The organism is Actinopolyspora mortivallis DSM 44261 (genome assembly GCF_000384035.1).
Classification (GTDB): domain Bacteria; phylum Actinomycetota; class Actinomycetes; order Mycobacteriales; family Pseudonocardiaceae; genus Actinopolyspora; species Actinopolyspora mortivallis.
In genome coordinates, this window is record NZ_KB913024.1 from 2,380,419 (window position 1) to 2,393,578 (window position 13,160).

The following is a 13,160-nucleotide window of genomic DNA, read 5'->3' on the forward strand; positions in this document are numbered from 1 at the left end:
CGGATTCACTGTTCCGGGGGATGGTGTGTGATGGAGACGCGGATACTCGTCCTCGGGGGGACCGCGCAGGCACGACGTCTCGCCGAGCAGCTTACCGAGCTCGGGGTCCCGGTGGTGTCCTCGCTGGCCGGGCGGGTACGCGATCCGAAGCGCCCGGCGGGAGAGGTCCGGGTGGGCGGCTTCGGTGGGGCCCAGGGTCTGGGTGAGTACCTCTGCAGCGAAGGGATCACGGCCGTGGTCGACGCCACGCACCCCTTCGCCACCGGTATCAGCGCCAACGCCGTTGTCGCCGCGCGGGAGCGCGGGGTGGAGTTGTTGGTGTTGCGCCGTGCTCCCTGGTCGCCGGGCCCAGAGGACGACTGGAGGTCGGTGCGTTCCCTGGCCGAGGCCGCCGAAACCGTCCGGCGGCTCGGGAGCAGGGTGCTGCTCACCACCGGCAGGCAGGGCCTGCACCACTTCGCCGGGATCGACCACGTGTGGTTCCTCGTCCGGACGGTCGACGCCCCGGAGCCCCCACTGCCGCCCCGCACGACGACGTTGTCCGCACGTGGACCCTTCGACGCGGACGCCGAACGCGAGCTGCTGCGGAACAACGACATCGACCTGCTGGTGAGCAAGAACAGCGGAGGGACGATGACGGAGGGCAAGCTCGTGGCCGCCCGGGAACTGGGAGTTCCCGTCGTGATGGTGGAGCAACCGCCTCCGCCGCGAGCACCCGTGGTCTCCGAGGTCGAGGAGGCCCTGGAATGGCTGCGGAAGCGGACCGGCCCGTTCACGCGGGATAACGCCGGGGAGTGAACACGGAGGTCTCGCCACCCCGGGTGACCACTCGGGTGGTGGACGAGCCGACCAGCATCAGGCAGCGCATGTCCACCCACCGCGGATCCAGCTCTCCCAGCTGGACCACGGAGACCCGTTCCTCCGGTCCCCCGACGTCCCGACCGATCACCACGGGGGTCTCGGCGGCGCGCTCCTCCAGCAGCACCTGTCGGGCGGCCCCGACCTGCCACTGACGGCTGCGGGAGGCCGGATTGTACACGGCCAGGGCAAGATCGGCCCGGGCCGCCGCGCGCAACCGCCGCTCGATCACCTCCCAGGGTTTGAGCCGGTCGGACAGGGAGAGCACGCAGTAGTCGTGTCCCAACGGAGCCCCGACCCTGCTCGCCACCGCCTGCGCGGCCGTGAGACCGGGAAGCACGCGGACGTCCACCGCCGCGTACCGCGGCTCCTCGGCGACCTCCAGGACGGCACTGCCCATGGCGAACACCCCGGGGTCCCCGGAGGAGACCACGACCACCCTCCGGCCGGAGGCGGCCAGGTCCAGCGCCTGCCGGGCCCGCTCGGCCTCGACCCGGTTGTCGGAGGGATGTTTGCGCTGGCGCGGGTTGGTCTGGACGCGGTCCAGGTAGGGGCCGTAACCGACCAGGTCGTCGGCGGTGGCCAACGCGGCCTGGGCCTCCGGGGTGGTCCACTCCCTACCGGCGGGCCCCAGTCCCACGACCACCAGTTCACCACCCCGGTGCTCCGGAGTTCCGCCGCCACCCTCCGGCAGCGGGATCTCCGCCCCGGAACGACTGGGCAACAGAGCCAACGAGAAGTAGGGCACGGTCCGCGGATCCACCTCGGACAACGGTTCCACCCGTTGCCTGTCGGTGCTGGCTCGTTCCACGTAGTAGGCCTCGGACAGACATCCCGCCTTCTCGAAGGCCTCACGCACACCCTCGAAGGTCCGCCCCAGTTTGAGCACGGCGGCCGCGTCCGTCCCGTCCAACCTCCGTGCCAACGTCTCGGAGTCCAGCGTTCCCGGCAGCACGGTCAGCACCTCGTCGCGTTCGGCCAGGGGCCGCCCCAGTTCGGCCGAGGCCGCGCTCACCGAGTTCACCCCCGGGACCACCACGGTCTCGAAACGGGAGGACAACCGCTTGTGCATGTGCATGTAGGAGCCGTAGAAGAACGGGTCACCCTCCCCCAGCAGCACCACGTCCCTGCCCGCGTCCAGATGGGAGGCCAGCCGTTCGGCGCACTCGGCGTAGAACTCGTCGATCGCCCCCTGATACCCGCCCGGGTGATCGGTGGTCTCGGTGGTGACCGGATACACCAGCGGTTCCTCGATCTGGTCCCCACGCAGGTACGGTTCGGCCACCGAACGGGCGATGCTGTTGCCGTGTCGGGCGCTGTGGTAGGCGACCACATCGGCCGCCCCGATCAACCGCGCCGCCTTGACCGTCACCAGCTCGGGGTCACCGGGGCCCAGGCCCACACCGAACAGACGTCCGGCGGCGGAGTCGTTGTCTTCGCTGCTCACTCTTCCTCGCTCGCGATCGCGTTGATGGCGGCGACCGTCATCGCACTACCGCCGCGTCTGCCGTGCACCACCAGGTGCTCCAGACCGCGCGGATGCGAAGCCAGTGCCTGCTTGGACTCGACGGCCCCGATGAAACCGACCGGAATCCCGAGCACCGCCGCCGGAACCCCCGCGCCCTGCTCGACCAGCTCCAACAGACGGAAGAGGCAGGTCGGTGCGTTTCCGATCGCGACCACGGCCCCGTCGAGCCGTGGTCGCCACAGCTCCATCGCGGCGGCACTGCGGGTGGTTCCCAGCCGCTCGGCGAGCCCGGGTACGGCGGGGTCGGACAAGGTGCACAGGATCTCGTTGTCCGCGGGAAGCCTGCGCCTGGTCACCCCGGCTGCGACCATCTCCGCGTCGCAGAGCACCGGAGCGCCCGCGTTCAACGCCTCCCGTGCCGAACGAACCACGCCGGGGGAGTAGGCCAGGTCGTCGACCAGGTCCACCATTCCACAGGAGTGGATCATGCGCACGGCGACACCGGCCACGTCGGCCGGCATCCCGTCGAGAGCGGCTTCCGCGCGGATGGTCGCGAAGGAGCGACGGTAGATCTCCCTGCCGTCCCGGATGTACTCGATCACCGGTCGTCCTCGTTCGTCGTGTCCCGATCCTTGCTCGTTCGGCCGTTCCCGAACCCGGCCCCTGGCGTCCCGGCGGTGCGCACCACACCAGCGTGTCGTGCTCTGTTCGCGGCCTCGGCCGCCACTTCGGGGTCCGCCTCGGAGGCCCACGTCACCCGCTCCTGCGGCGTCCCCGCGCTGACCCGGTACCCGGAGGGTTCGGCCAGTACCTCCACCACCGGCCCCCGGGGAAGGCCGCAGCGACGCGAACAGCCGACCCAGTGCACCGGCAGAGCCCCCGGCGCGGCCGACTCGCCGCGGGAGGTGCCACACGCGGCGTCCCGATGGACGTCGGCCAGGGATTTGGCGCAGCCGGGGTAGCCCGCGCAGGCGGTCACACCGCTGAGCGGTGCGGACGGCTCGACGAGCAAACCGCACGAGTGCAGTTCGGAAAGCCACGACCGATGGTCCCGTTCCCGCACTCCCGTGAGGATCACGGTCCGCCACGGGGTCAGTCGAACGAAACCGGACGCGGCTTCGGCCGCTCGTATGATGCTATGCGTTTGCGCTGGGGACAAGCGGCCGAGCGGAGCCCCCACCTCCACGGCCACCGTGTCCTCGTCCCGCCCGAGGACTCCCGGACGGGGTTTTCCCTGCTGACCGGATTCCGCCCACGAGGCCGGTGTGACTTCGACAACGTCGGCCGCCCGCGTGCCGTGTCGGGCACGCACCGTGTCGGACACGAGGCGCGTCGTGGTCAGCTCGGCCATGCGCCAGGCCCCGCTGCCGTTCCGGGCGCGTTCGGCGAGGAACCCCTCCGCCGCCGTGACCGCCGCCGCGGCGGCTCGTTCCGGAGGAACCCGCACCCCGGAGTCCGCACCGGCCAGCAGCACGGCCACCCGGTGGGCCGCGACGGGCAGCAGTCCGACGTCACCGCCCAACGCGGAGACGTCCCCCCTGCCGTCGTCGACGGTGAACAGGAAGCGTCCGGGCAGCTCGGCCAGTGCGGGCACGGAGCGGAGTCCGTGATCCAGCTCCTCCACCACCCGTGACACCGGGAAGGGGGTGGGACCGTCCAGGCCGGCATAGGGGCTGGCCACGATGTTGCGCACCCGCTCGTGGGTGGCCGAGGGCAGCAGTCCCGCCTCGCCGAGTCGGCGCCCCAGCTCACCTGGATCGTCGACGCCACGCAGCTGCAGGTTCGCCCTGGAGGTGAGTTCGATGGTGGAGTTACCCAGCTCCACGGCGGCCCCGGCCACCACACGTACCTGTCCCGCGCTCAGGACTCCGCCGGGAACGCGGACGCGCGCGAGACCTCCGTCGGCGGCCGGATGGACCTGGACCGCGCCGGGGCACGCGTCGGGCCTGTCTCGTTCGGGCACGGGGCTGTCGGACACTCCGACGATGCTACGGACGTCCTCGGTGTGCCACGAAACACGCCGGGAACGGGGGCATCTCACGTCAACTTGACGAAAGATCGTCCCGTTCCCGAGACTGGACGCCGTATCCACGGCGGTGAACGGAGGAAGCCGGTGTGAGTCCGGCGCGGTCCCGCCACTGTCACCGGGGAGCGAACTCCGAACAGAGTCACTGTCGCACGGCGATGGGAAGACCGGAGGAAGCGAGGATCCGGAAGCCAGGAGACTCCGAACCGCCGCGACCGTCAGCAAAGGGGCGAGGACCCCTGGGAAGGTTCCTGATGCGCCGTACGACCGCGCGTGCATCGCGCGTCCCGTCCTGGTCGGCCGCCCCGGTTCCCGATGCCGAGGAGCGAGTCGCATGATCCTACTGCTGTCCACCTCAGACACGGACCTGCTCAGTGCACGGTCCAGCGGCGCCGACTACCGGCTGGCCAATCCGGCCAGGGTCGGCGTGGAGGAACTGCCGGAACTGCTCGACGGGGTCGACCTCGTCGTCGTACGGCTGCTCGGGGGACGCCGGGCCTGGGAGGAAGGCATCGACTTCCTGCTCGGCGGGTCCCGGCCCGTGGTGGTGCTCGGTGGTGAACAGCAACCGGACGCCGAGCTCATGGAGTGCTCCACCGTGCCCGGAGGGGTGTGCGCCGAGGCGCACGCCTATCTGGCCAACGGCGGACCCGAGAATCTCGAACAGCTGTATCACTTTCTGTCCGACACGGTGCTGCTCACCGGGCACGGGTTCAGCGGGCCGATCGAAACGCCCACCTGGGGGAAGCTGGACAGAACACCGCAGCGCACGGACGGTCCCACCGTGGCCGTGCTCTACTACCGCGCACACCACGTGGCGGGTAACACCGCCTTCGTGCACACCCTGTGCGAGGCGATCGAACACGCGGGCGGCCAGGCCATGCCGCTGTTCTGCGCCTCACTGCGCACCCCCGACCCCGAGCTGATCGAGACGCTGCGCGGAGCGGACGCACTGGTGGTCACCGTCCTCGCGGCGGGGGGCAGCAAACCGGCCGTGGCCACCGCCGGAGGCGATGACGAGGCCTGGGACGTCGGGGCGCTCGCCCAGCTGGACGTCCCGATCCTGCAGGGAATGTGTCTGACCAGCAGCCGTACCGCCTGGGAGGACAACGACGAGGGACTGTCCCCGCTGGACATGGCCACCCAGGTGGCCGTGCCGGAGTTCGACGGACGGCTGATCACCGTTCCGTTCTCGTTCAAGGAGAACGACTCGGAGGGACTGCCGGTCTACGTCGCCGACGCGGAACGAGCCGCCAGGGTCGCCGGAATCGCCGTCCGGCAGGCCAGACTCGCCCACGTTCCCCCCGAGCAGCAGCGTCTCGTGCTGATGCTGTCGGCCTATCCGACCAAGCACGCCAGGGTCGGCAACGCCGTCGGGCTGGACACCCCCCTGTCCGCCGTACGGCTGCTGCGGGCCCTGCGTGAGCAGGGCTACGACATCGGCCCCACCGAGGGGCCCGACGCGCTTCCCGGTGTCCTCTCCCAGGACGGGGACGCGCTGATCCACGCGTTGATCGCGGCGGGAGGACAGGACCGGGACTGGCTGAGCGAGGAACAACTCGCCGGCAACCCCGTCCGGGTGCCGGCCAGGCGCTACCGCGAGTGGTTCGACTCCCTGCCCGAGTCGCTGCGTTCCGACATCGAACAGCACTGGGGCCCGCCCCCCGGAGAGCTGTTCGTGGACTACTCCCGGGACCCCGAGGGCGAGATCGTGCTCGCGGCGCTGCGGGCCGGCAACATCGTGCTGATGATCCAGCCGCCGCGCGGTTTCGGCGAGAACCCCATCGCGATCTATCACGACCCCGACCTGCCGCCCAGCCACCACTACCTGGCCGCCTACCGGTGGCTGGCCGAGGACTTCGACGCCCACGCCATGATCCACCTGGGCAAGCACGGGAACCTGGAGTGGCTGCCCGGGAAGACGGCGGGCATGTCGGCTTCCTGCGCGCCCGACGCCGCCCTGGGCGACCTCCCGCTGGTCTACCCCTTCCTGGTCAACGACCCCGGCGAGGGCACCCAGGCCAAACGCCGGGTGCACGCCACACTGGTGGACCACCTGGTTCCGCCCATGGCCCGGGCCGAGAGCTACGGCGACATCGCGCGTCTGGAACAGCTGCTCGACGAGCACGCCACCATCACGGCGATGGACCCGGCCAAACTGCCCGCCATCCGCAGCCAGATCTGGACGCTGATGCAGGCGGCCAAGCTCGACCACGACCTGGGGCTGGAGGAACGCCCGCACGACGCCGAGTTCGACGACATGCTGCTGCAGGTCGACGGCTGGTTGTGCGAGGTCAAGGACGCCCAGATCCGGGAGGGGTTGCACGTCTTCGGTGACCCGCCCACCGGCCAGGCCCGCGTGAGTCTGGTGCTCGCCATGCTGCGCGCCCGGCAGATGTGGGGAGGCCAGCAGGCCGCGGTCCCCGGACTGCGGGAGGCCCTCGGTCTTTCCGAGGACGGCTCGGAGGCCCGCGAGCGCGTGGACGCGATCGAGTCCACCGCGCATGCGCTGGTCGAGGAGATGGAGCGGCGCGCGTGGCAGACCGCGGAGGCGGAACCGGTGTGCGCGGAGATCCTCGGGGAGAACTCCGGCAGGGTCGCGGAGGTGCTGCGGTTCGCCGCCGAGGAGATCGTCCCGCGCCTGAACGCCACCACCGACGAGCTCGGATCGACGCTGCACGCCCTGCGCGGCGGCTACATCCCCTCCGGACCGAGTGGTTCCCCGCTGCGCGGCCTGGTCAACGTGCTGCCCACCGGACGCAACTTCTACTCGGTCGACCCCAAGGGGATCCCGAGCCGACTGGCCTGGGACACCGGTTACGCGATCGCGGAGTCCCTGCTGGAACGCTACCGGGGGGACAACGGTGAGTGGCCCGCCTCGGTCGGGCTGTCGGTGTGGGGCACCAGTGCCATGCGGACCTCGGGCGACGACGTGGCCGAGATCCTGGCCCTGATCGGGGTGCGGCCCACCTGGGACGACTCCTCCAGGCGTGTGAACGGGCTGGAAGTGGTCCCACTGGAGGAGCTCGGGCGTCCCCGGGTCGACGTGACCGTGCGCATCAGCGGCTTCTTCCGGGACGCCTTCCCCCACGTCGTCACACTGCTCGACGACGCCTTCCGACTCGTCGCCGAACTCGACGAACCCGACGAATGGAACTTCGTGGGGGCGCACACACGTGCCGACGTGGCCGAGCACGGCGACCATCGACGCGCCACCATGCGGATCTTCGGGTCCAAACCGGGAGCCTACGGGGCCGGGATGCTGTCGCTGATCGACAGCCGCAACTGGCGCGACGACTCCGACCTCGCCGAGGTCTACACCGTGTGGGGCGGCTTCGCCTACGGCCGGGACCTGGACGGAGTCGACGCCCGCGCGGACATGGAGAACGCCTACCGACGCATCTCGGTCGCCGCCAAGAACACCGACACCCGTGAGCACGACATCGCCGACTCGGACGACTACTTCCAGTACCATGGGGGGATGGTGGCCACGGTGCGCGCGCTGACCGGCAACTCCCCGGCCGCCTACATCGGGGACAGCTCCCGCCCGGACTCGATACGCACCCGCTCCCTGCACGAGGAGACCTCCCGGGTCTTCCGCTCCCGCGTGGTCAACCCCCGCTGGGTCTCGGCGATGCGCGAGCACGGCTACAAGGGGGCCTTCGAGTTGGCCGCCACGGTGGACTACCTGTTCGGCTACGACGCCACCACCGAGGTCGTCGGGGACTGGATGTACGAGAAGCTCGCCGAGACCTACGTCTTCGACGAGGAGAACCAGAAGTTCCTCACCGAGTCCAACCCGTGGGCGTTGCACGGCATCGTGGAACGTCTGCTGGAGGCCGCGGACCGCGACATGTGGGCCGAACCCGACCCGGAGACGATCCAGCGGTTGCGGGAGATCTACCTGCAGGTCGAGGGAGATCTGGAGGACGGCGGAACACGGTGAGAGCGAGGCCCCGGTTCCGCACCGGGGCCGTCCCGCCACGGCCCCTTACCTCGGACCGGAGTCCGGGAAGGGAGCCGCACGGGACGGTCCCCGTGCGGGCCGAGGTCACGCGGCGCGGTCCGGGGCCAGCCCCGCCACCGCTCCGACGACGATGACGGCCGGAGGAGCCACTCCCCGTCGCTCGACCTCACCTGCGATCTCGGCCAGCGTGCTGCGCAGCGTCCGCTGGCCCCGCATGGTTCCCTCCTGGACCACCGCCACCGGAGTCTGCGGATCCCTGCCGTGTTCGAGCAGCACGTCGGCGAACTCACGGATCCTCTTGACGGCCATCATCAGCACCAGCGTTCCCCGCAACCGGGCCAGGGCGGGCCAGTCGACGAGGGACTGCTCGTCGTAGGGCCCCACGTGCCCGGAGACGACGACCACCTCGTGGGCCACGCCACGGTGTGTCACCGGCACGTCCCCGATCGCCGGAGCGGCGAAGGCACTGGTGATCCCCGGCACCGTGGTGACGGCGACGCCGGCCTCCACACAGGCGAGCAGCTCCTCGAAGCCGCGCCCGTACACGTAGGGATCACCGCCCTTGAGCCGCACCACGAAGTTTCCGGCCCTGGCACGTTCGATCAACAGCCTGTTGATGACCTCCTGGTTGGCGGCGCGTCCGTAGGGAATCTTGGAGGCGTCGATCACCTCGACGTGTTGGCCGAGTTCCTCCAGCAACTCCCGTGGGGCGAGTCGGTCCGTGATGACCACGTCGGCCTTTCCGAGCAGGTGCCGCCCCCGCACGGTGATGAGATCGGCGGCACCGGGTCCCCCACCCACGAGTGCCACCCCGGGCTGGTGCGGTTGCGCGTGTTCGTCCACCACACCGGTGCGCAACGCTTCGAGCAGGGCCTCCTTGACCGCTGCCGAGCGCCGGTGGTCACCGCCGCCGAGCACCCCGAACAGCAACCCGTTGTGCTCGGCCACGGCGGGCGTCACAGCGCTTCCCCGGGAGGCGTCGTCGGCCCGCACACAGAACACGCGTTCCCGTTCGGCCTCGGCGACGACCGACGCGTTGACCTCCGGATCGGAGGTGCACGCCACCGCGTACCAGGCCCGTTCCAGATCCCCCTCGACGTAGCTTCGCCGGTGCCACACCACCTCGCCCGACTCGGCCATCCCCTCCACGGCCGGGGTGGCCTCGGGGGCGACGACCTCGATGCGCGCTCCCGCTTTGATCAATCGTGGGATGCGTCGTTGTGCCACGGTTCCCGCACCGACGACGACCACTCGTCTGTCCTGCAGGTCGAGTCCGGCGAAGTAGTGATGTTGGCTGTGCGAGCTCATGTGAGTCAATCGTTCCTGTAGGTCTCTGCGCACCCCCGGCGACATCGGCGGGGTCCGACTGCGGCCCTCGGTGCCGGCGTTCTCTCCCCGGGTGTGGGAACGCGTGGAAACCGCACTCCCCACGGGGCACGGTCACCCGAACGCGGCGAGCCCCCATCCTGCCATGAAGACCGCCGCGGTGGGACATCCGAGAAGCCCGAAGTGATCCCCGATACTCCCGGGAGAACGCCAGCACGGAGCATCCCCGCCGCGAGGACGGTTCCGCGCCCCGCCGCGCGGGAGACGGAGCGCGGGAGACCCGAGCTCCACCCCGTCGCGACCGCGCGCCCGTACCGGGCCGGGCGGACGCGCGGCCGTCGAGACAGGGGTTCGTCAGCGACGCAGGACCGAACGCAACGCGCCCAACAGCATCTCCACCCGGTCGAGACGGGCGTTGTGCCCCATCAGACCGATCCGCCACACACTGTTGGCGAACTGACCGGCCCCGGAACCGATCTCGATTCCGTACTCGTTCAGCAGTCGCTTACGCACGTCGGCGGACTCCACACCGTCCGGAACCCACACGCTGGTGAGCTGGTGCAACCGGTGTCCCTCGGCGGCGAACAGGCTCAGTCCCATCTGCTGGAGTCCGGACTGCAACGCCTCCCCCGCCGCACGGTGGCGCTCGACGACCGAGTCCATGCCCTCGTCCAGCACCCTGCCGAGAGCGGCGTGCAGAGAGGCGACCATCGCCGTGGGAGCAGTGTGGTGGTAGGCGCGCCCACCCGAGGAGCCACCGGTCACGTAGTTCCCGATGAGCCCCAGGTCCAGATACCAGGTGGTGGGCTTGTCCACCCTGCGTTGCCAGGCTCGTTCGGAGACGGTGAACGGGGCCAGTCCCGGAGGGACGCCCAGACACTTCTGGGTTCCCGCGTAGGCGATGTCCACGTTCCAGGCGTCGAGGTCGATGTGTTCCCCGCCGATCGACGTGACGCAGTCGACGAGCAGCAGGGTGCGTTCGTCCCGTGCGCGCAGGGCCGCGCCGAGACCGGCTATGTCGCTGCGCGCACCGGTGGAGGTCTCGGCGTGCACGGCCGCGACCAGGGCGGGTTCGGGGTGAGCGTCGAGCACCCGCTGGATGTCCACGGGGTCACCCCAGGAGTGGTCGACCCGCACGACTTCGGCGCCGTAGCGGGAGGCGACGTCGCACATGCGCTCGCCGAACAGCCCGTTCACCGCTACGACGACGACGTCGCCGGGACGTACGAAGTTGACGAAGGCCGCCTCCATGCCGATGGAGCCGGTACCGGACAACGGGAGTGTCCGCAGGTTCTGCGTGCCCCACACGGTCCGCAGGCGACTTCCGGTCTCGTCGAGCAACGCCAGGAACTCCGGGTCCAGATGACCGAGCAGCGGGGCGGCCAACCCCGCGGTGGCCTCCGGATACGTGTTCGACGGTCCGGGTCCCAGCAGGGAGCGTTCAACCAGTGCCATGACTCCAACCCTAGGCACACCTGCCCAGCTCAGCGGCCACACCCACTTGACGCGGATCGCCGCTGGGCACGGCGTATTCCGTAAGGCGAAATCAGGATTTCACAAGGCTTCGTGCGAGACGTGTTGAGAATGTCACAGAAAAACGGCGGGTGAGCCGGGACGAGCCTGCCGCGCGGGCGACCCCCGACAGGAGGGTTCCCGTCAGGAGGGGGCGCCCGCCTCCGCCGCCGCCACGGTCACCCCGGAGAAAACCCTCTTGGTCAACACCAGCCGTCCCACTCCCGCTCCGAGATAGCGGGCAACGGCCAGGGCGGCCGCCTCCGCCACGCTGGGCGTGCCGACCGCGTCCCCCACGGCGGAACTCGGATTCGGAACCGCCACCCCGGCCAGGTCCGCGGCGGTCAGGCACCACAACGGCGGCTCTCCTCGCCGAGCACGTGCCCCGTACTGCCGCAGTGCGGCCACCAGTCCCGGTTCCTCGGCCCGCCGGTCGAGCGTGGCCACGGCCCGGAACTCCTCCGGACCCAGCAACGTCTCGGCACCGAGCAACGCGCTCAGCACGGCGGAAACGGAGACCCCGGAGGAAGCACCGATCCCGAGCACCAGCGGCGGAGCGCTCCTCACAGCACCCGACTCCTCGGAACCCGAATCCTCCGGTCGGTGGGGAAACGAGCGTCACCGGGACCCGTCACCCCTCGGGGCGGCCCGGTCACGTCCCCTCCTCCCCGAAGCGTCGACCGAACAGCAGCAGGACCGGTTCCGCCGCCGCGAGGCGGGACCGCCCCTGTTCGGTCTCGGCGATCCGGTGCGCGCAGAACTGGATCCCGTCCACGACGTAGCCCGCGTTACGCAGTATGTCCCTGCTCGGCTTCACGCGGTCGAACTCCTCCAACACGAGCACCACCCGTTCGGCCCCCACGTGGGCGCAGCCCGCGAGTACCTCGGGATCGGCGACGCCGACGAAGACGGAGTCCGGTTTGGGCAGCTCGCGCAGCACCTCCGGAGCCCGCCCCTCCACCACGCGCACGTCGACCCCGTGCGAGGTGGCGTTGGAAACCAGCCGCACCGCCTGCGCCTCGTCCTCCTCCACGGCCACGACGGCCGCACCCATGCGGGCACACTCCACAGCCACGGCCCCGCAGCCCGCACCGACGTCCCAGACCAGACTTCCCGGGCGAGGGGCCAGCCGGGACAGGGCCAGTGCCCGTAGCTCGGAACCACTGACCTCGCCCTGTCGGTGGGAGAACTCCTTCTCCGCGAGCCCCCAACCAGCGGGGGGAACGGGTTCTCCCCCGCCGTGCCAACCCCGAACCGGCACGGCGTCGGGATCCCGCACGCAGAAGACGACGTTGGGTTCCAGCCAGGTTCGTCCGGCCGCCTCGGCGGGATCCACGGTGGTGACCCGTTCGTGCGCCCCGCCGAGATCCTCGCCGACGACCATGGTGCGCCGCCAACCGGACAGACCGGCCGCCAACCGCGCGGGCCCCGCCCCCGAGGAGGTCAGCACCACCACGGCCGGATGGGCCCGGCATACGTTGAGCGCACGGTGCAGCCCCCCGGCGCGCGTACTGACCACGGTGACGTCGTCCCAGGACCGCCCCACCCGCGCCATGAGGCGTTGCACGCTGGAGACCGCCGGCAGCACCGAACACCGCAGCCCCTTGGAACGCAGCGCGCGAACCGCTCCGAAGAACCCCGGATCCCCCGAGGCGAAGACCACTCCGACCTCGTCACCGGTGAGGGCGGACAGCGCGTTCATGGCCGGGCCGAGCGAGCCCAGCTCGACGGTTCGTGCGCCTTCCGGAGCGTGGGAACGCAGCTGTTCGCGTGTCCCCACGACCAGTTCGGCCGCGTTCAACACCTCGGTCGCCCCTGGCGGCAACGACCCGCCGTCAACCCCGATCACCGTGACCGTCACGTCGCGCTCTCCGTCCGCGTACTCGCCCTCACCACAGGATCGCCGGACTTCCCGCTCCTCCGGCGGACCGTTCGTCCGGAACGGTTCGTCGGGGCACCCGTGTCACGGGGCGGAGCGCTCCGAGCCGTGGGCTCGGGCACTC

9 protein-coding genes and 1 riboswitch are annotated in these 13,160 nt (G+C 70.6%); of the genes, 2 read left to right on the plus strand and 7 right to left on the minus strand.

All coding sequences use genetic code 11. The features are described 5' to 3' along the window. The first annotated feature begins 30 nt into the window (after window positions 1-30). On the plus strand, window positions 31-798 hold the full coding sequence (locus ACTMO_RS0111280) for a cobalt-precorrin-6A reductase (protein WP_019854803.1): 768 nt from the start codon (window positions 31-33) through the stop codon (window positions 796-798). Here the strand turns inward: ACTMO_RS0111280 and ACTMO_RS0111285 are convergent. Genes ACTMO_RS0111285 through cobG form a run of 3 tightly spaced genes read right to left on the minus strand, consistent with a single transcriptional unit; the run spans window position 773 to window position 4,304 of the window. Further along, complete coding sequence (locus tag ACTMO_RS0111285) at window positions 773-2,305, minus strand: precorrin-2 C(20)-methyltransferase (protein WP_019854804.1); 1,533 nt, start codon at window positions 2,303-2,305, stop codon at window positions 773-775. The two genes, ACTMO_RS0111280 and ACTMO_RS0111285, sit on opposite strands and share 26 nt — an antisense overlap. Then, the gene (locus ACTMO_RS0111290; RefSeq protein WP_019854805.1) at window positions 2,302-2,928 is read right to left on the minus strand and encodes a precorrin-8X methylmutase; all 627 of its coding nucleotides are present in this window, start codon (window positions 2,926-2,928) and stop codon (window positions 2,302-2,304) included. Before ACTMO_RS0111290 ends, ACTMO_RS0111285 begins: the two co-directional genes overlap by 4 nt. Then, window positions 2,925-4,304, minus strand: coding sequence for a precorrin-3B synthase (gene cobG, locus ACTMO_RS0111295; RefSeq protein ID WP_019854806.1), 1,380 nt, complete (start codon window positions 4,302-4,304; stop codon window positions 2,925-2,927). Before cobG ends, ACTMO_RS0111290 begins: the two co-directional genes overlap by 4 nt. A gap of 101 nt (window positions 4,305-4,405) precedes the next feature. Continuing rightward, window positions 4,406-4,554: riboswitch (cobalamin riboswitch) on the plus strand. Between the two features lie 132 nt (window positions 4,555-4,686). Between cobG and cobN the strand changes: the two genes are divergently transcribed. Further along, the gene (gene cobN / locus ACTMO_RS0111300) at window positions 4,687-8,298 is read left to right on the plus strand and encodes a cobaltochelatase subunit CobN (RefSeq protein ID WP_019854807.1); all 3,612 of its coding nucleotides are present in this window, start codon (window positions 4,687-4,689) and stop codon (window positions 8,296-8,298) included. Between the two features lie 105 nt (window positions 8,299-8,403). Here cobN and cobA read toward each other — a convergent pair whose 3' ends face one another. The 4 genes from cobA to cbiE form a co-directional block, all read right to left on the minus strand. Beyond that, window positions 8,404-9,627 carry a uroporphyrinogen-III C-methyltransferase gene (cobA, locus tag ACTMO_RS0111305; RefSeq protein WP_019854808.1) on the minus strand — a complete coding sequence of 408 codons (1,224 nt, stop codon included), beginning with the start codon at window positions 9,625-9,627 and terminating at the stop codon, window positions 8,404-8,406. Window positions 9,628-9,999: 372 nt separating this feature from the next. Then, window positions 10,000-11,100, minus strand: coding sequence for a pyridoxal-phosphate-dependent aminotransferase family protein (locus ACTMO_RS0111310; protein WP_019854809.1), 1,101 nt, complete (start codon window positions 11,098-11,100; stop codon window positions 10,000-10,002). A gap of 201 nt (window positions 11,101-11,301) precedes the next feature. Next, window positions 11,302-11,724, minus strand: a complete 423-nt coding sequence (locus ACTMO_RS0111315) for a cobalamin biosynthesis protein (protein ID WP_019854810.1) — start codon at window positions 11,722-11,724, stop codon at window positions 11,302-11,304. Window positions 11,725-11,809: 85 nt separating this feature from the next. Then, window positions 11,810-13,018, minus strand: coding sequence for a precorrin-6y C5,15-methyltransferase (decarboxylating) subunit CbiE (cbiE, locus tag ACTMO_RS0111320; RefSeq protein WP_019854811.1), 1,209 nt, complete (start codon window positions 13,016-13,018; stop codon window positions 11,810-11,812). Window positions 13,019-13,160: the final 142 nt, after the last annotated feature.

Bases quoted from the DNA above. Each gene is read 5' to 3' on its own strand.
- ACTMO_RS0111280 (WP_019854803.1), top strand. From the start codon at position 31: ATGGAGACGCGGATACTCGTCCTCGGGGGGACCGCGCAGGCACGACGT.
- cobA (WP_019854808.1), bottom strand. From the start codon at position 9,627: ATGAGCTCGCACAGCCAACATCACTACTTCGCCGGACTCGACCTGCAG.
- ACTMO_RS0111310 (WP_019854809.1), bottom strand. From the start codon at position 11,100: ATGGCACTGGTTGAACGCTCCCTGCTGGGACCCGGACCGTCGAACACG.
- cobN (WP_019854807.1), top strand. From the start codon at position 4,687: ATGATCCTACTGCTGTCCACCTCAGACACGGACCTGCTCAGTGCACGG.